Here is a 17510-nt window from a genome sequence, read left to right as displayed (position 1 = left end):
ATTAATCCCTTGTTTCTTTTACTTGTACATTTTTACCATTTTTTGTGGGTATGATCTTTCTTTTTGCATCTGGAAAGTCTTTCTCAAATTGTTTGCCTTTTTGAATACGATCTAAGAGAATTGCCAGGGCACTAATCTCAGAATGAGGTTGACTGCCAACTCCTACATTATAGTCTGCTAATTCATAAATCTCTCTAGGAACTTTTTCAGCCCCCACAACAATTAACAAATTTTCTTCTTTCCGCAGTTCCTCTTGAATAATGTTGATGTTTTGACCATACATTGAAAGATGAATGATTTTGAAGTTCTCTTCTTTTTTCTTTTTTACAACAGATTTCCATTTATCAATGAAATCTATCTCAAATTTTCCTCCCCAAGTTTTATTGATTTTTTCTACAGTATCCTTGATTTCTGGATTAACTTCACTCATGAAAATTCGTTCTGCACCAAATGCTCTTGAAACAAGTGCAACATGTGTTGTGACTCGATCATCTCTTACTAGGCGTTGCCCAATTCTTATCACTTCAATTACCAAATGTCTCTTTAACTCCTTCAGGTAAATTTTTATTGAAATTGAATGAATTATGACTTTCTGAAATATTTTTGATTAATTTTTTTAACTCCTTAACGTTTTTGCCTGTTTTTGCAGAAACTGAAATTACTTTTTTATTTTCAGATAAATTAAGTATGTCAATTTTTCGATTAATCTCGTCTTGTTTTAATAAATCGTCTTTGTTTAATACATAAACTATCTTATCTTTTTCAACACCCAATTCACTCAAAGTTCGCATGCAACTAGAAATTTTCTTTTTTAATTCAAATACAGAATCACTAATGTCAATCACTAGAATAATGATATCTGTGTATGTTAGTTCTTCTAAAGTTGATTTGAATGCATCTATCATGTATGCAGGTAATTTACTGATGAATCCAACCGTATCTGCAATTAAGAATGGTTCTTGATCAATTGTTACTCTTCGTGTTGTTGTAGTAAGTGTTGTGAACAGTTCTTTACTTTGAGCTCTTGATTCACCTGTTACTTTGTTAAACAATGTTGTTTTTCCTGCAGACGTATATCCTGCTAGAGAAATTGTTTTGAACCCCATTCTCTTTCGTCCCTGTCTATGGAGTTCTCTTTGTTTTCCTGCTTTTTCAAGTTTAGATCTTAATGTTTGCATTCTATGTTTGATATCATTATAGTAAACATCTACCTCAAATTTTCCAATTCCCATAAATCCTGGTTGCTCCCCCATATTTGCAAGACGAACTTTTTCTTTTGCTCTGGCCATCTCGTATCGTAATTGAGCTAATTTGACTTGTAACTTTGATTCAGCACTTGATGCTCTACTTTCAAAAATCTCAAGAATTAACCCTTCTCTATCTAAAACCTCTCGATGTAATGCAGAAGCTAGATTGTAATTTTGACTTGGCTTTAAAATTTCATCAAATATGATTACATCTGGTCTGAGTTTCTCAGATATCTCCTCTAGTCTTTCTAAAACTCCTCCACTAATTCCATACTTTGGTTTTTTTAGATAATCTTGTTGGATTGTGTGAACTACCTCATATCCTGCAGCATCACACAGCCCCTTAGCTTCGTTTATCGAATCTTCCTGATCATATGTGATTAAAATTGCTGATTTCATTTCTTCTCAATCTTTAGCCTATTTTTGATAATTATTCCGTTTTTTTCAATGTTTTTTCAATATTCATATTCAATACAATTTCTGCTATGTCACTAGCATATTCCGAAACTCTTCTAATGTTCTCAGACATTCTTCTAATTCTATAAATTTCCTCATCATCTTTTAATGATTTTGAAGCATCTCTAACTTTTTTCTCAAATTTGGTAATTTCAGCTGTTTTTTCAATAGTTTTTTCTGCTTGTATATAATCTTCTTTGAATAAAGCCAAACATGAATCATCCAATACTGATAAACAAAATTCATTCATATCCTGAAGTTTCTCTAGAATCTCTTTTTTGACTGGTTTTTTAAACTCTAAAAGATCTTTTGCAATAAATGATGCATGATCTCCTGCCCTTTCTATATTTTTTACAACAAGTCTGTATCCAAGACAATTTCTAGCATTTCTAAAACCCATCTCTTTTAGCATATGTTCATTTTGTATTGCTATCTTTAATTGACGAATAATGTAAAATCCAAATCTATCTACCTCGTCATCTGTGTTGATTACTTCTTGTGCCAATTCAAGATTGTTTTCTTTTACTGCTAAAATTGCATCGCTAGACATTGATTTTGCTAAATGGATCATTCGCTTAAATGCTCCATCAACGGATAGTTCCAACAGATTTACAAGAACCTGTACTGTTATTCCCCCACTAGAGTCAGAAATTATTTCAGAACCCATTAACATTCGCTTTACAGCTTCTTTTACGGTGTTCCTTTGGTTAGGGCTTAATCTACCGTTTTTTGGTTTAACATTAATCGTCTTAAACCCCAGAAAATACAACGAAATTAATTTTCTAATTATCGAAGATGCCTTTTCTTCACCATCAATTTCAATTATAGCATCTTCCTTTTTTTGGATACGAGATTCAAATTTTGGTGGATACAGTTCTAGCGTTGATGATCCTTTTCGAACCATTCTGATTTGATCTCCCTGTTTTAGACCCAATTCCATAATCCATTGTTTTGGAAGTGAAACTATGTAAGATGATTTTCCTGTAAATTGAATTTTCCTTGTTTCCTCTCTTTCTTCCATAATCTAAAGAGATAAAACCCATCTATATAGTTTAAAAGTTGTAATATGGTCTAACATTGAACTAATATTTAGAATGGAATATATCACGTGCATGGATCAAATTCTCAAACTCCAATATTCCCTTGATGCATTATTTGGTAATGGTGTTTCAAAATGCCTCCCAAAAAATATCGAAATGACATTTTCACGAAAGACTGGAAGAATACGAACTATTTCACATGAAGGAAAATTATTGTGCACTTTGAGAATTGATGGTGGTTTAGCAATTAGTCCTTATTTTGCACAAATTTTACTGAAAAGTAAAACATTCAAAGAAAACTGCGTTGAGATAAACCAAGATGCTGCACCTTTTGTAATGGAAGGTAAATCCGTATTTTGTAAACATATAGTATGGTGTGGAAATAAAGTAAGGATTTCTGCTGATACACCAGTATTGTTCAAAGATAGAGTAATTGCAGTTGGTAAGGCTGTTTTATCACATGAAATGATACCTGATTTTAATCGAGGTGTAGCAATAAAGGTCAGAGATAGTTTAAAAAGTCCTAAGGGGGAAATAGAACCATGATGCGAGGAGGAAATCGCGAAATGCGAAGAATGATGGATAAGATGGGTCTGGATATGAATGAACTATCAAATGTTCAAGAAGTAATAATTAAGACCGATAAAAAAGAGATCATTATCACAAAACCCTCCGTTACTGAAATGAAAGCAAAAGACAACTCAATTTTTACAGTAACTGCAGACAGTTATGATGAAAGAGAATTGGAGGTTCCAATTTTCTCAGAAGAGGACATTCAACTTGTTAGCCAGCAAGCTGGAGTTGATGAAGAAAAGGCTAAAAATGCTTTAGAGGAGGCCAAAGGCGAACTAGCTAGAGCAATCTTACTTTTAACAACCGGATAATTCCAGTTTAATGAGATTTTGTGCCTGAAAATCAACTAAAAATGAATGATTTAAGTAATGGATTTATCAAATTTTGAGTATAATGAGCAGTATGGCAGAATCCAAAGTTACTGGAATTATCAAATCTCTAAATGCCTTAGAAGATGATTTAGATTCTTTAAACAGCAAAGTTGGCGATATGAAAAAACAACTGAATCTAAAGGCTCAGACTGAAATTGACTCATTATTAGAAAAAACTAGGGAAATGGCTACAAAAGAAGCTGAAGTAATAATTAATGCATCTAAAGAAAAGGCAACTTCTGAATCTTCAAGAATTACCCAAGAAGGAGATGCTAAATTATCTGAAATCCAATCTACAATTGATACCAATTTTGATGAAGCAGTGAAGCATGTGGTGTCAACTGTTTTGAAGGCATAAACCTAAATTGCATATTTCATTTTGTCACATATCGATCCCTTGCTGAATACACGTATTGGAATTGCTACTACGTATGGTAAACACTACTACAGATTTTCAACCTATCTTAAGACCCTAGAATTATCTTTTGATTCTATTCTTCCTGAAGAAATTATTGGTTACTCTGGCCATCTTATTTTTACTACTAGGGAAGAATCGCCCAAAAAATGTGAAAAACTCTTACTCCATGAGGATATCTTTGAACATCATTCAACTGTGATTAGAGGTATAATTATGCAAAAACTAAGTCTGGATTTTGAAGAAGAAATTTTAATTTTAGGTATTGATCCAGGTCAACGAATTGGCTTGTCCGTTTTTTATTATGGACAAGAAATTGAGGGATCATTTCATTTATCTGTAGAAAATTTTGTTTATCATATAATTCAAATTTTAGGAGGTCTTAGAGCTAAACGAAAAATTATCAAAATTGGAAATGGGAATATGGAGATTGCAAAACAAATAGTTTCTATGTTGAATCTAAAATTTTGTTCATCTTTTGAATTAGAATTTGTTGATGAACATAAAACTAGTTTGAAAATTAAAAATTTCAATCAACGTGGAAAACGTGATATGCTTTCTGCAAAATATATCTCTCAACGTGATGGTTTTAGATATTCAATATTGCCTCTATCAATTACAGGTTGAAAAATCAAAAAAAAACTAATTGAATTTTTTTAAAATTTATTCAATTTCTTGCTTCATTATTACTTAACTGAGGCCTGGGCATAATTATTTCTAATTTTGATCACATTCTAAAATTAATTTAATGAAAAGAGCTAAGGATCACTTTATCTCTAGATTCACTGTTCAGATGAAAACAAAGAAGGCAATCCCCAGCAAAATAAGATACGAGTCATTCCTTATTGGTGTTTTGTATTTGGTTGGAACACTGTCTCTGTATGAAGATGTCCTGAGACGTGGACGACCATATGTTTATCCAACTATTCTAATGTTGCAACTGCTCATAATCAAAACGTGGATGAGAATCCCAAGCAATAACTTACTGCATTATTTTTTGTCACTTGACACAACACAGAACAAGAAGATACTAGGTGTGTGTGGTTTGTGTAATCTTCCAGACAGAAGAACATTTGACAGACGATTCAAGATACTGCCACTCAAAGAAATGATTGGTACAATGGGTGGTGTGTTCATATCAGAAAGACTAGTTGATAACACAACTGGTTCAGTTGACAGCTCGCTGATAAAGGCAAAGGGTCCAGTCTGGCACAAATCCGATATGAAGAATAACTGCATACCAATCTCTGGAATCGATGTTGATGCAAGATGGGGATTCTCAAAATCCAAGGGTTGGGTGTGGGGATACAAGCTGCACATGTCATGTTCCACAGGAAGATTGATTGTTCCACTATCAGCTGATTTTAGTACGGCAAACATTGCAGACAACCAGACGTACAAATTTCTTGTACATCCACTTGCAGGTCTGTTACAGAACATAATTGCAGATCCGGCATACGATGATGGTAAACTATACAGGTACAGCAAAGAAAATAATCTGAGACTAGTCTGTCCGATAAAAAAGTACGACAGCACGTCACCAGAGAGACTGGAGCTAGTCGAATTTTATGAATCAGTTGAGGGACAGGAAATATACTCGGATAGAAAAATATCCATAGAACCGCTCTTTGAGATAGTCAAAAGTACGTTTGGTATTCGAGTATCACCTGTAAGGAGATTTGGAAATGTAAAATCATTTGTGCTTGTTTGTGTTTTGGTGTATCAATTAATGATGTATTACAATTGTGTGACTGGTATGGAAAATCCAAGAACTGTAAAGCGTATGCTGTGCAATTAAATTCAGTAATCAGTTTTTTTTGAAATGGATTATGCCCAACCCTCACTTAACTGGTGTATGATGAAAGTATGATGATTTTTTTCAATTTTTTTTATTTTTTACGACATTTAATGAAATTTTTTGTTAAACAACTATATGTCCACATATTATTTTTTCAAAAAATATGGCCTTGAAATAATCTATACATATTTATTGGAGATTTCTTGTTTTTTCTTGAAACTAATACGATTGATCGTTACATAATTTAGAATATTTACAACTTTTTCAATTTTTCTTATAATTTTTATCGATCCATCCTTATATAGTTATGAATTCTATATTAAATTACCAAGATGACTTGTAAAGGAATTTGTGTTAGATATAAGGCTCAAAAGCCTGTTGGAACCGGAAGATATGCTTCTGGACAACGTCGATGCCAAATTTGTGAAATATTCATCAAATGGGAAGGACTTTGGTGTCCATGTTGTGGATATAGATTAAGAACTAAACCACGTAATCTAAAATACAAAGCAAAATTACGGGCTAGAGTTGAGGCTGATTCTATAGAAGCTAAAGCAGTTGCAGATACCCAACCAGAAGAAATTGAAGTTGAAGTAAAAGCAAAAACCAAATCAAAAGCTAAAACTGCAAAAGCTAAAGCAGCAAAATCCAAAGTTGCAACAAAAACTAAAGAAAAAACTCCATGCAAACACTGTGAAAAACTATTTGTTTATCCAGATAAACATGAAAAGAACTGCAAGAAGAATCCTGATGTTGAAGTTGTGTCTGCTCATGTGAATGAATCAATAGCAATAAAAGCATAAGACTTGTTCATAGCTTATTGAACTCTCCAAATGGATTTTTCCAGAAAACGGTAAATTTGGAGAGCCGTAACTTCTTTTTACAAATTCAAAAATTTGAAAATGGATATTTTATTTCAGTAACTGAAGGAGCAAAAAAAATTGGTTCGATCGTTGCCTCTTTAGCCACAGGACCTACTCCTATCACCACAACTGTTATTCCCGCAAGAACAGATTCTCTTTTTTTGAAACTTGTCGCTGAACGGATAAGTACTAGGATGCGAGGAATTGCTTTAGTTTCAGTATTTATTCAAAAAGAACTAGAAACTGATACAGCCAAAGCCTTAATGTCTGAGATTATGGAAATGATTGAGAATGAGTGATTTAAGAAATTATATCTCTCAAATTAAAAAGATCAATGATCTTAAAACTGTTAAAACAAAGGTTTCAACAAAATTTGAGATTGCAGGTATTACTGCTAAAGTTGATGGTTCACATGCTGTTTTGTTTGAAAATATTAAAGAAAGTAATTTTCATTTAGTTGCCAATTTAGTAGGAACTAGGAAAAGATTTGCTTTGGCAGTTGGAGGAACTGAAAATAATATCCATGAAAAAATTATTTCTGCAATCAAAAAAGCCAAACGTCCAAAAATTATCCCCTCAGGAAAATTCATGGAAAACAAGTCAAAAAATCTGTTTTCTATGCCTATTGTAACTCATTTTGAAAAAGAATCTGGTCCTTTTATCACATCTTCTGTAGCATATGCTAGAAATCCTGAAACCGGAAAACAAAATTCTTCATTTCATAGATTAATGCCAATTGATAAAACTCATTTTACTATCCGAATGGTAGAAGGACGTCATCTTCACAGATGTTTTGTTGATGCTAAAGAACATGGAGAAGATCTTAAAATCGCAATTACTGTAGGTGTCCATCCCGCAATTTCCATTGCAGGTGCATATCAAGCTAAATGGGGAAAAGATGAGATTGATATTGCAAATTCACTTTTAGGTGGAAAACTAACTTTGGCAAAACTTCCTTTTTCAGGATTGAATGTACCATCAGGTTCAGAAATTGTAATGGAAGGAAAAATCCTTCGTGATAAAACTCACCCTGAATGGATGGTTGAAATGCTTCAAACTTATGATCATAAAAGATCTCAACCTGTTTTTGAACTTGAAAATCTGTTCTTTAGAAACAATCCTATTTTTCACGATGTTCTTTCTGGATATTCCGAACATAGATTACTAATGGGAATGCCAATTGAATCTAAACTAAATGGTGAACTGAAAAAGGTATTTCCTCAAACACAACAAGTTTCTATGACTAATGGTGGATGTAATTGGTTACATGCAGTTGTACAAATTAAAAAGAAAAGTGATTCTGACCCTAAAAAAATAATTAAAAAAACATTTGACTCACATCGTTCATTAAAACAAGTAACTGTAGTTGATGAAGATATTGATCCCAATAGTGCAGAATCAGTAGAATATGCAATGGCTACAAGATTCCAAGCTGACAAAGATCTAGTAATTCTTAAGAATGTTCGTGGCTCCAGTCTTGATCCTTCAAGTGATCAAAAGAAACTACAAACTGCTAAAATGGGAATTGATGCAACACGTTCTCTTTCTAAACGTCCAGAAGGCTTTGAATTAGCGAAAATCCCAAAAATTGATAAAATCAATCTACAAAAATATCTCAAATAATCAAATCAACTGATTAAATTAAATTGGATGAAGAAAAAACCATGGTGAATTAAAAATATGTCCTCAGAAAACTCCCAAATTCGTGAAAAAAGTCCTTCAGAATCTCATGCCGAAGTAATTGTTAGGATGTTTCCTTCTGACGCAAATCCTGCAGGAAATGTCTTTGGTGGTGAAATTTTAAAGCATATTGATATGGTTGCAGGAATTGTTGCTCAGCGACATTCTCAATCAAACGCGGTTACTGTTTCTATGGATAGTGTTAATTTCCTAAAACCAGTATTTGTTGGAAACGTTCTCACATTAAATGCTAGAATAAACTATGTTCATAACTCTTCAATGGAAATTGAAGTAAAGGCAGAAGCTGAGGATATCGTAACTGGAATAAGGACCCTTACAGGAACTGCATTTGTAACATTTGTGGCACTTGATAAAAATGGAAAACCAACGCATGTTCCAAAATTAGCCCTTAAAACAGATGAGGATAGAACCAAATTTGAGGAAGGTAAAATCAGAATGGAAAAACGTCTACGAAAACGTCAAAAATAAACTTCTAATTTCTATAGATCCATTTAAGAATGGCAAAAACTATCTTTAGTTGTTGTCTGAACAAGATAAAAGTAATGAATGGGATTCTTTATGGCAAGAATATACAAAATCACTTGACAACTGGAAAACCGTTTATGAACAAATACAAAAAGCAAGTAGTGACATGCAAGAAAAATTCAACCAAGTATGGGATAAAGCAACTGTTGAATCTAGTACTGAAACCATGAAATTATTTACTGAAAATTGGCAAAAATCAATGGCTGAAGTCGGAATGAATTCTTTCAAAGAATTTACTGAAAACTGGCAAAAAGCCCTGAGTGATTCCAATGCTGCCACTTTCAAGCAATTTACTGAAAATTGGCAAAAGACTCTCAGTTCATCTGGACTAGAACAAATGAATGCATATGGTGAAATGATGAAGAAATTTGCTGAAACTTGGAGTTCAATGTGGCCAAAATCTTAATTCATTGAATTGAGACAAAAATTACTCTTTTTTTGTGGTTGTACTGCTATAGAAATAATGACTGTCATTGGAGTAACAACATATTTGTTTTATCTTGGCGAATCTATCTTAGCATTAATCTCAATGGTTGTTTTTGGCAAACTAATTATTTTTCATTTTGTAATGGAATACCTTGATAAACAAAATCTAAAAAAAATTCAAAATATTTCAAAATATTGAGTTTTTCAAGATTCTATTTCTAAAAGTCACTAATACTATTTCCAGATCATAATAACATTTCAAAATTTTGAGTTTATGAAAACCTGTAATTTTTAGCTCATTAATCAAATGAAAAGTAGAAAATAAAAAGAAAAATCAATCACACTAGTTTTTCTGTGTGATAGGATTAATCCAGGATTGGATTGTGTTTTTATTCAATTCAGCAAATGCGTTTATGTTATCGTTGAATGTTTTGATATTTTGTACGGTTGCATCAATTGTTGTTTTAACAAATTGATTGTTTACTGTACTTGCTTGAACAATTTGCTTGTTAGTATCTATAATTGCAGTTTTTGCAGCATCAGGAATATCAGAAACAATTCCAGTTTTTTTAGCAAATTCTTGTTGTACAGATACAGATGCATTGATTGTTTTTTCACAGGTTTTCATACATTCTTCTTGCAATTGTGTCATAGCTTGAAAATACTGTGGGGTTATTTTTGAAATATTTTCAAAGTATTTTTGCACATTTTGCTTGTACATTGAATATACATTGTTTGATTGAGTTTGTGTACTCATGCTATCACATTTTTAGACTGCTATATATACTATCGGTAATAATTGGTAATGGGTGGTAATAATTGGTTAAGAATTTATCATTACAGCCTGATAAAATCCATCAGTGCATTCAAAAGAATAAAACATAATCCATCCATAATTTTACGTATGGAAGTTACTCAGAATGAATGTTTTATTGAATTATCTAGTTTTGATGATTTAGCAAGATATGCTTGTGCATTTCAAGAATATCCTAGAAGAGTATATTCTCAAGAACTAGACGGTTCCAGAATCATTTCAAGTAGTTTGTCTCTTGCAAATACTTTGTTGATTTTTTATGCCCCCATGTCAAAAATTGGTAGATATATTTCATATCAAGTAAAAGTGGATAAGGAAATTTGTGATATTGTGGAATCTACAAAAAATATCTCAAATTATGCCCCTATTGTTCATATGGAATCAGAGATCTCACCTCTTCCAACAAAATCAGAAAAACTCTCAGATCAATTTCATCCAATTCAAGTAAAAGACTTGGGAAGTTTAGCACGATTAACATATAATCCTGAATTTCCAGATGAATCCAATCTTACTCTGTATACACTACAACACAAAAAATCTTGGGTTGTGGGGTACATCACATCATTGGAAATGGATGAGGTATACTATAATTTTAATTATGTCAAATTAGATTCTGAGCCTTCAAAACATTTTCTAAAATATCAGGGAAATCAAGGAAAAGATCCAGAATTTTCTAATAGTATTGAACATGGATTCTCATATTTACCAATTATCAAAATTAAGACTACGCCATCAATTTTTGGATTTTAAAATTACTTTGATTATTTCCATGTTGTGAGTTCTTTAATTTTTTTCCTCGATTCGTCAACTAATCGTTTCATAACAGGAATGTATATTTCAGATGCATATGCAATTTCAATGTCTTTGTGACCCTCAATATCTAAAAATGCTGATGCCTCTATTTGATTTTCACCTACTTTGGGCTCATTTTTTTTACTTCTTTTATGATTTATAATTTCTAAAAATATTGGTAATTGTCTTTTTATTTCAATATCTAATTCTTCTTTTGATCGTAGTTTTTCTTTACTCAAATTAACTTTGATTTGTTGATTAATGTCACCTTTGTAGCGGTTTGATGCTCTAATCATTATTTTAATCTCAGGAATATTTTGTGATTTACTCTTAAATTTACATATTTTTTTCATAAAATTTGGATATGGGTTTTCATGTTCCTGATTAAATTTTTGTAAAAACCACTCTGAAAATCTTATTGCATTTTGATCATTTTTCATTTTTGCTTTTTCATCAAACTTTTCATGTGAAATTTTTCCTAAAATAAATAAGCCAAAATCCCTGTTTGCTTCTTCAAAAATGCCATCATAAGTATTATTTACTGAATTAATGTATTCATTAAAAAAATGATTTACATAGAATGGATCAGGATCATATTTTTTAATCTGTTTTAGATAAATTTCACAATTTTTTATCTTTTCTTCAATATTCATTGATCTTTGCCAGATTCAAGGTTTACATATTTTGATTGAGCTTTCAAACTTGTTGCCAATTCTTTGAAAATTTCATTCACGCTTACATCTACTAGATTTATGGTTGCATTTTCCTTTACAATTTGTTTTTCAAATTTTTCTTTAATTGCAAAAGACACTGATGACCAATGAAGAACTCCTTTCAATTGCTCTTCAGCTGTGACATTTGTTGTTGGAAAATTTGCTGGTGAAAAGACAATTCCATTTGTCCACTGCATTGTAGGTATTCCTCCACCTGATGATCTTGTACTAAATGCTATTTGTTTGACCCAATCATCAAATTTGTATTCAATTACTTCATGAATTATCAATTTTTTCCATGGTTCTATTGATATTTCCATTTGATTATATGCACTCTCAACCAATTATAATCTTATTTCTTCTTCTTTCATTTTTTCAAAATTTACTTGTAAAATAATTAGAACTTTGGAATTATCTTAATTGAAATTGCTTATTTACTAGACATCAATCATTATTTTTTATAATGGATAGGTGGGCTGACTATTTAATTTCTGAAGTCAGTTATGACTCTGAACATTTAATCACTGTTGCTTTACGTCATCAAGAAACTGAACAAGGTATTACTAAAGGAAAACCCATAGATCGTTTAACCATCGCATCTGATATTAAGAATGGATTAATCTACATTACAATTTACAGTGGAAAAAATTCCTGGAAAAAAGGACATAAAATTCAGGCATTTTCAATTGAAGGTACACCATACCTAAGAATCGATGGAAATAGAGTAAAATTGGATTATCTTGGTGACATACAAGAATTACCAATTCCTAAATCTGAATTAACCAAAAAACTAGAATCACATCAAGAACCAATAACAGAACCCGAAGCTCCTTCCAGTCCTAGAGGCTCATTACCAAAAGATTCAACAGAAGAGCTTCCTCAAGAACTAGATCTTACGCCAGAACCAATCACAGAACCCGAAGAAGAAGCAACACCTGAACAATTAGCTAGATTAGAACAATTAGAAAAACAAATTGAAAAACTAGAATCACATCAAGAACCAATAACAGAACCCGAAGAAGAAGCAACACCTGAACAATTAGCTAGATTAGAACAATTAGAAAAACAAATTGAAAAACTAGAATCACATCAAGAACCAATCACAGAACCCGAAGAAGAAGCAACACCTGAACAATTAGCTAGATTAAATGATCTACAACAACAAATAGATGAGTTGGAAAATATTCTATCAACTAAACTAAATCCATTTAAAGATAACCCTACCCAACTAACTCCTAAAGTTAACAAATCAGAAAAACCATTCGATATTGAAATTGAGCAAAAAATTATTCACACATTACAAAATCAAAAACTTGATGATATTGAGAAAAAACTTCATAAACCAACAACTGAAAAAACTATTGAATCTAATCCACTTGATGCATATTGTGTAAAATGTAAAACTAAAAGAAATATTGAAAATCCTGAAGAGACAACTATGAAAAATGGTAGACCTGCAATTCGTGGAATATGCTTTGTTTGCAAGTGTAAAGTTTTCAGGATTATTAAAATGAAAAAATAATTAAATTACTTGTTAATTGGCAATTTTTATCAAATTACATCTGACCCGATTGCCATGCTTGATTGAATCTCTTAATGGCTTCCTGATATGCTGTAATTGAGTCATCACCTGATGTTGAAAGAAATTTTTCCCACTGTTCATTAAATTTTTTAATTGATTCAATATTGGTTTCTTTGAAAATACTTTCAATCATCTTTGTTTGTTGTTTGATATATTGTGGACCAATTTCTTCCCAAGTATTTTCCCAGCTTGAACTTACTTTTTTTAATAATTCTGCATCAGATTCTAATGCTTTTTGACATGCATCATGATATGTCATCAAAGTTTCATTGGTGGCTTTCTGCCATTGTGCAAGGGATTCTTTCCATCCATTTAATGCAGAATTGTATTCTTTCCATGCTTTTTCAAACTCTGGTTTCTTTGCTGATGCAGGTTTAACTTGTTTTTTTGGCTTGGAATCTGTCTTTTTTACTGGCTTCTTTTTAGCGATTGTTTTCCCACGTGTCGCCATATCTTAGTTAGAAAATAGTAGATGTTAAATCTTTCAATAATCTCAGGATCAAAAAACCATTAATTTTTCATTAAACTTTTGATGCCTTGGTAAATTTTGGAAGATATTTTTTATCTTTATTTTTAAATAATTCATAGTGCTCTCTGCAGAGATTTCTTGTTTCCCTAAAACTTATACTAATTGTCTCTATTGCTTTTAGTTTACATTCTGAAATACTGCATTTCAATATGATGGATTGTCCATAATTAGTAGTGAACTACCACTCGCTAAAGCATCGTGGCTTCTTCCTGCTTCATCGAGCCTCAAAGTTGCTTTCGCAGACGTTTGTGGTTGTGGCTCTCGCATCCCTTGGTCGGGGATTGTCTTTTCAGACTCAGGCGTTTGTATTTTGATGATTCCCACAGTTCCTGCGGTATCATATGTCATTGGTTTTCTTACACATGTATTGTATTTGAATATTTGATTGTGTTTTGCTTTGAGTTGTGGTGTGCTCGCTTTCATCCCAACCCTGAAGGGTTTGTGGTTTTCCCGCCCACATTCCATAAAACTTTGAAATTATGTTATTACCACTGCTAACTTTTTATCATTGCAAACTGCCAAAAAAATATGAATGATGATGAAAAAGGCAAGCGTTTTTTAGAATTGATTGATGAACAAAATAATCTTCAATGGAGTGTCATTGCAAAACTATCTTCCTTAATTAATTCAAAATGGAATTCAACTGAACTTCAAAACGAACTTGAAGCATTGGTGGAAAAGCATTCAAAGATCACTAAAGAACTTAACAGTCTTGATGAAAATAACAGTATTTTATAGATGTGAGCGGAAAAACCACAAACCCTTCAGGGTTGGGATGAAAGCGAGCACACCACAACTCAAAGCAAAACACAATCAAATATTCAAATACAATACATGTGTAATCAACTGCATGTTAGAGTTTAGGCAAATATGGTCGTATCATTGATATGAACATGTACCATTTGTTACGTAAAGCCGAAAATGGATTGTGTTCAGACATACTACTGCGGGAACCGCAGGAATGCACGCCTGTGGAGATCAGAAACTCGGTCGTTGAAGCAGGAAGAAGCCAATTGACTTTAGTCATTGGTAAGTTCACAATGCTGAATCTACCATTAATGCAATAAACAATACTGCCAAATATGGACTTGAAAATTTAAACAAAGTCCATGAAGCCTTTTCCATAGGCTTGACTATTACCCAAGTTGATAATGCAATCATTAGCGCACCTGATGCTATTGCAGTCCATAGATATATACTACCTACCATTGCATCTCCACTTTCTGTAGTTATGAAAAATGGTGCAATTGAAAATAATACCATCACCGCAGTTGATCCTGCAATAACTCGTGCAGATGTTTTTTCAGATTGTACTGCTGTTAGCATTGGAACATTTACTTTGTTATAATCATCTTTGAAATGCAATGTCAAAGCCCATATGTGCATTGGAATCCAAATGAACACTAATCCTGCCATTGCAAGTCCCATGGTCCATAAATCTGACATGCTAACAGCTACCCATCCAATCATTGGAGGTGAACCCCCACATAATCCTCCTAAAATTATGTTAGTTCTTGAATTTCGTTTTAATGCATATGAATAAATTAGAATATTATTTACTAATCCAAACGCAATGAATGCAGTTGCCCATGCACCTTGTTCTAAAGTAGTAGTAAAAGAAATTCCAAATGCTAAAACTAATGATATCCCCGCTAATGCTAACCCAAAATTTCTTGCTTTTACAGCAGGGTAGATTCTTTTTGATGGAAGGGGTCTGCCTTTTGTTCTTTCCATGATGGCATCAATATCCCTATCATGATAGTTTGTCAACGTATTTGCAGCAGCTGAACCTGCAGCAACTGAAAATAACACAAGTAACCAAGTTGCTGGAGAAATTTCAATATCATAAATGTTAGATGCTGTTAATGCTGCACCAAATGCAGTAAACACAAGTAGATACCAGATTTTTGGTTTTGTTAATTCATAATATACTGCAACTCGGGATTCAGATTTTTGCTTTTGCAATATTAATCACTACCCTTTGATGGCATATATGGCATTGCTTTCATTCGTGATTTCATCTCAATAAAGGATTCTGAAGACTGTATACCTTCAATTCTACCAATACGTTCAGATACCATCTTGTGCATCTGATCCAATGATTTTGAATACATAGTTACCAAAATATCAAATCTTCCCGTAACTTCTGCAACTTCTCTCACTCCGTCAATTTTGAATAATTCTTCAATTATATGATCGCGTTTTTTTGTATCCATATTGATTCCAGTTAGTGCTTTTACATTATATCCAAGTTCAGCATCATTTACATCAATTGTAAAGCGTTCAATTAATTTTCTTTTCACTAATCTTTTAATTCTTGAATATACGACTGATGAATTCACATTAATTTTCTTTGATAATCGTGGGACTGAAATTGATGCATCATTAGATAATTCTGATAAAATTTGTAAATCTAAATCGTCTACTTTTGCCGTTTAAAACACCTGAATCGATCTAGATTTTTGGTTCTTATAAAGTTATTATTGTAAAAATTACAAAAAATTATCTAAATCTTGCCTTTTTTGTATAGCATTTCTGCAAGTAACACTGCGCCTTTTGCTGAACCCATTTTTTTGTTATGTGAAAATAACATGTATTTGAGACCATTATCAAAGAGTTCTTCTTTCTCAACTCTTCCAATTGTTGTAGTCATTCCATCACCTACTGTTCTTTCCATTCTTGGTTGAGGTCTTGTAGGATCTTCATGGAATGCATAGTAATCTTTTGGAGCAGAAGGTAGTCCTAATACGGAGATGTCTTTGTTACATTGATTGTAGGTCTCTTTTGCTTTAACAGGATCAATTGCTTTTGTGGTTTCAACAAAAACAGATTCAGTATGTCCATCTATTACCGGAACCCTAGTACAAGTACAACTTATTCTAATGTCTGCTTCTTCAATTTTTCCATCTTTTAGTTTACCTAAAATTTTTCTTGTCTCCAGTCTTACCTTTCCTTCTTCTTTTGGAATGTATGGAATTATGTTATCTGTAATTCCCATTGCAGACACGCCTGATTTTCCACCGCCTGAAATGGCTTGCATCGATGTCATCATAACTTTTTTTGCACCATATTTTTCAAGTAATGGTTTTAGTGTAATTGCTAAACCTGTTGTTGTACAGTTTGGAAGAGGTGCTACCCAACCTTTCCAATTTCTGTTCTTTTTTTGAATATCAAGTAATTCTGTTTGCTCATCATTAATTCCTGGAATTAGTATTGGGACATCATTTTCATATCTATAAGCTGAACTAGTTGAGATTACGGGCAAATCAGCTGCCATTTTAGTCTCAATGTCTCTGGCAGCTTCTGATTCAACTGCAGAAAATACCAAATCTAGTTGTGATACATCTAATTCATCAATTGACTTTACTGTCATTTCTTTGATATATTCAGGGATTTCTCCTCCAACATCCCATGCTACAATTCCACTTGAATCCTTTATCGCATCTAGGTATTTCTTACCTGCAGAACGCTCAGATGCTGCAATCTGAGTCACTTCAAACCATGGATGATTGTTTAATGACTGTACAAATTCCTGACCGACAGAACCTGTAACTCCAATAATTGCAACTCTTTTTTTAACCATAATTTGATAGTTGACACCTTTCAATTAATAATCGTTTTCTGAATCACCACAACATACTAAATCGGCTAATTCTATTTGGAAC

25 protein-coding genes are annotated in these 17510 nt (G+C 32.5%); 14 read left to right on the top strand and 11 right to left on the bottom strand.

Annotated elements, in window-relative coordinates; translation table 11 throughout:
- Nucleotide 1: 1 nt before the first annotated feature.
- Genes C5F50_RS11965 through C5F50_RS11955 form a run of 3 tightly spaced genes read right to left on the bottom strand, consistent with a single transcriptional unit; the run spans nucleotide 2 to nucleotide 2724 of the window.
- Nucleotides 2–535 carry a tRNA (cytidine(56)-2'-O)-methyltransferase gene (locus C5F50_RS11965; RefSeq protein ID WP_179371532.1) on the bottom strand — a complete coding sequence of 178 codons (534 nt, stop codon included), beginning with the start codon at nucleotides 533–535 and terminating at the stop codon, nucleotides 2–4.
- Nucleotides 525–1646 (bottom strand): GTPase HflX, encoded by a 1122-nt coding sequence (hflX, locus tag C5F50_RS11960; RefSeq protein WP_179371531.1) that lies wholly within the window; start codon nucleotides 1644–1646, stop codon nucleotides 525–527. The genes C5F50_RS11965 and hflX overlap by 11 nt, the downstream gene beginning before the upstream one ends.
- A gap of 31 nt (nucleotides 1647–1677) precedes the next feature.
- Nucleotides 1678–2724, bottom strand: coding sequence for a phosphate signaling complex PhoU family protein (locus C5F50_RS11955; RefSeq protein ID WP_179371530.1), 1047 nt, complete (start codon nucleotides 2722–2724; stop codon nucleotides 1678–1680).
- 91 nt (nucleotides 2725–2815) lie between these two features.
- On the opposite strand from C5F50_RS11955, the gene C5F50_RS11950 reads away from it, so the two are divergent.
- From C5F50_RS11950 to C5F50_RS11900, 11 genes are all read left to right on the top strand, one after another.
- Nucleotides 2816–3289 carry a PUA domain-containing protein gene (locus C5F50_RS11950; protein ID WP_179371529.1) on the top strand — a complete coding sequence of 158 codons (474 nt, stop codon included), beginning with the start codon at nucleotides 2816–2818 and terminating at the stop codon, nucleotides 3287–3289.
- The gene (locus C5F50_RS11945) at nucleotides 3286–3627 is read left to right on the top strand and encodes a nascent polypeptide-associated complex protein (RefSeq protein WP_179371528.1); all 342 of its coding nucleotides are present in this window, start codon (nucleotides 3286–3288) and stop codon (nucleotides 3625–3627) included. The genes C5F50_RS11950 and C5F50_RS11945 overlap by 4 nt, the downstream gene beginning before the upstream one ends.
- Before the next feature lie 91 nt (nucleotides 3628–3718).
- Complete coding sequence (locus C5F50_RS11940) at nucleotides 3719–4045, top strand: hypothetical protein (RefSeq protein ID WP_179371527.1); 327 nt, start codon at nucleotides 3719–3721, stop codon at nucleotides 4043–4045.
- A 60-nt stretch (nucleotides 4046–4105) separates the two neighbouring features.
- The gene (locus C5F50_RS11935; protein ID WP_218843346.1) at nucleotides 4106–4729 is read left to right on the top strand and encodes a hypothetical protein; all 624 of its coding nucleotides are present in this window, start codon (nucleotides 4106–4108) and stop codon (nucleotides 4727–4729) included.
- A gap of 121 nt (nucleotides 4730–4850) precedes the next feature.
- On the top strand, nucleotides 4851–5900 hold the full coding sequence (locus tag C5F50_RS11930; protein WP_179371526.1) for a transposase: 1050 nt from the start codon (nucleotides 4851–4853) through the stop codon (nucleotides 5898–5900).
- 332 nt (nucleotides 5901–6232) lie between these two features.
- The gene (locus C5F50_RS11925) at nucleotides 6233–6703 is read left to right on the top strand and encodes a hypothetical protein (protein WP_179371525.1); all 471 of its coding nucleotides are present in this window, start codon (nucleotides 6233–6235) and stop codon (nucleotides 6701–6703) included.
- A 17-nt stretch (nucleotides 6704–6720) separates the two neighbouring features.
- Nucleotides 6721–7062, top strand: a complete 342-nt coding sequence (locus tag C5F50_RS11920) for a hypothetical protein (RefSeq protein WP_179371524.1) — start codon at nucleotides 6721–6723, stop codon at nucleotides 7060–7062.
- Complete coding sequence (locus C5F50_RS11915; RefSeq protein ID WP_179371523.1) at nucleotides 7055–8386, top strand: UbiD family decarboxylase; 1332 nt, start codon at nucleotides 7055–7057, stop codon at nucleotides 8384–8386. Before C5F50_RS11920 ends, C5F50_RS11915 begins: the two co-directional genes overlap by 8 nt.
- 57 nt (nucleotides 8387–8443) lie before the next feature.
- Nucleotides 8444–8932 (top strand): acyl-CoA thioesterase, encoded by a 489-nt coding sequence (locus C5F50_RS11910; RefSeq protein ID WP_179371522.1) that lies wholly within the window; start codon nucleotides 8444–8446, stop codon nucleotides 8930–8932.
- A 52-nt stretch (nucleotides 8933–8984) separates the two neighbouring features.
- Nucleotides 8985–9395 carry a hypothetical protein gene (locus C5F50_RS11905; protein ID WP_179371521.1) on the top strand — a complete coding sequence of 137 codons (411 nt, stop codon included), beginning with the start codon at nucleotides 8985–8987 and terminating at the stop codon, nucleotides 9393–9395.
- A gap of 57 nt (nucleotides 9396–9452) precedes the next feature.
- Nucleotides 9453–9614: a hypothetical protein gene (locus C5F50_RS11900; RefSeq protein ID WP_246282062.1), complete on the top strand. Its 162-nt coding sequence runs from the start codon at nucleotides 9453–9455 to the stop codon at nucleotides 9612–9614.
- 144 nt (nucleotides 9615–9758) lie between these two features.
- On the opposite strand, the gene C5F50_RS11895 is transcribed toward C5F50_RS11900, so the two are convergent.
- Nucleotides 9759–10172: a hypothetical protein gene (locus C5F50_RS11895; RefSeq protein WP_179371519.1), complete on the bottom strand. Its 414-nt coding sequence runs from the start codon at nucleotides 10170–10172 to the stop codon at nucleotides 9759–9761.
- A gap of 48 nt (nucleotides 10173–10220) precedes the next feature.
- Between C5F50_RS11895 and C5F50_RS11890 the strand changes: the two genes are divergently transcribed.
- Nucleotides 10221–10979 (top strand): hypothetical protein, encoded by a 759-nt coding sequence (locus C5F50_RS11890; RefSeq protein WP_246282061.1) that lies wholly within the window; start codon nucleotides 10221–10223, stop codon nucleotides 10977–10979.
- An 11-nt stretch (nucleotides 10980–10990) separates the two neighbouring features.
- On the opposite strand, the gene C5F50_RS11885 is transcribed toward C5F50_RS11890, so the two are convergent.
- Together C5F50_RS11885 and C5F50_RS11880 are read right to left on the bottom strand one after the other, a co-directional pair.
- Nucleotides 10991–11674, bottom strand: coding sequence for a hypothetical protein (locus tag C5F50_RS11885; protein WP_179371518.1), 684 nt, complete (start codon nucleotides 11672–11674; stop codon nucleotides 10991–10993).
- Nucleotides 11671–12054 carry a hypothetical protein gene (locus C5F50_RS11880; protein ID WP_179371517.1) on the bottom strand — a complete coding sequence of 128 codons (384 nt, stop codon included), beginning with the start codon at nucleotides 12052–12054 and terminating at the stop codon, nucleotides 11671–11673. Before C5F50_RS11880 ends, C5F50_RS11885 begins: the two co-directional genes overlap by 4 nt.
- A 143-nt stretch (nucleotides 12055–12197) precedes the next feature.
- Between C5F50_RS11880 and C5F50_RS11875 the strand changes: the two genes are divergently transcribed.
- Nucleotides 12198–13256, top strand: a complete 1059-nt coding sequence (locus C5F50_RS11875; protein ID WP_179370584.1) for a DUF5679 domain-containing protein — start codon at nucleotides 12198–12200, stop codon at nucleotides 13254–13256.
- Between the two features lie 34 nt (nucleotides 13257–13290).
- Here the strand turns inward: C5F50_RS11875 and C5F50_RS11870 are convergent, their stop codons facing one another.
- Nucleotides 13291–13767 carry a hypothetical protein gene (locus tag C5F50_RS11870; RefSeq protein WP_179371516.1) on the bottom strand — a complete coding sequence of 159 codons (477 nt, stop codon included), beginning with the start codon at nucleotides 13765–13767 and terminating at the stop codon, nucleotides 13291–13293.
- Between the two features lie 222 nt (nucleotides 13768–13989).
- Nucleotides 13990–14268 (bottom strand): hypothetical protein, encoded by a 279-nt coding sequence (locus C5F50_RS11865; protein ID WP_179371515.1) that lies wholly within the window; start codon nucleotides 14266–14268, stop codon nucleotides 13990–13992.
- Nucleotides 14269–14373: 105 nt separating this feature from the next.
- Between C5F50_RS11865 and C5F50_RS11860 the strand changes: the two genes are divergently transcribed.
- The gene (locus C5F50_RS11860; protein ID WP_179371514.1) at nucleotides 14374–14583 is read left to right on the top strand and encodes a hypothetical protein; all 210 of its coding nucleotides are present in this window, start codon (nucleotides 14374–14376) and stop codon (nucleotides 14581–14583) included.
- A 297-nt stretch (nucleotides 14584–14880) separates the two neighbouring features.
- Here the strand turns inward: C5F50_RS11860 and cyoE are convergent, their stop codons facing one another.
- The 3 genes from cyoE to asd form a co-directional block, all read right to left on the bottom strand.
- Nucleotides 14881–15810, bottom strand: coding sequence for a heme o synthase (gene cyoE / locus C5F50_RS11855; RefSeq protein ID WP_179371513.1), 930 nt, complete (start codon nucleotides 15808–15810; stop codon nucleotides 14881–14883).
- 2 nt (nucleotides 15811–15812) lie between these two features.
- Entirely contained in the window at nucleotides 15813–16220 is a 408-nt protein-coding gene (locus tag C5F50_RS11850) for an Lrp/AsnC family transcriptional regulator (protein WP_246282225.1), read from the bottom strand.
- Nucleotides 16221–16351: 131 nt separating this feature from the next.
- Nucleotides 16352–17428, bottom strand: coding sequence for an aspartate-semialdehyde dehydrogenase (gene asd / locus C5F50_RS11845; protein WP_179371512.1), 1077 nt, complete (start codon nucleotides 17426–17428; stop codon nucleotides 16352–16354).
- Between the last annotated feature and the right edge of the window lie 82 nt (nucleotides 17429–17510).

Origin of the sequence: Nitrosopumilus ureiphilus (genome assembly GCF_013407185.1) — an archaeon.
Lineage (GTDB): Archaea > Thermoproteota > Nitrososphaeria > Nitrososphaerales > Nitrosopumilaceae > Nitrosopumilus > Nitrosopumilus ureiphilus.
This window is presented reverse-complemented; position numbering and strand designations above follow the sequence as displayed.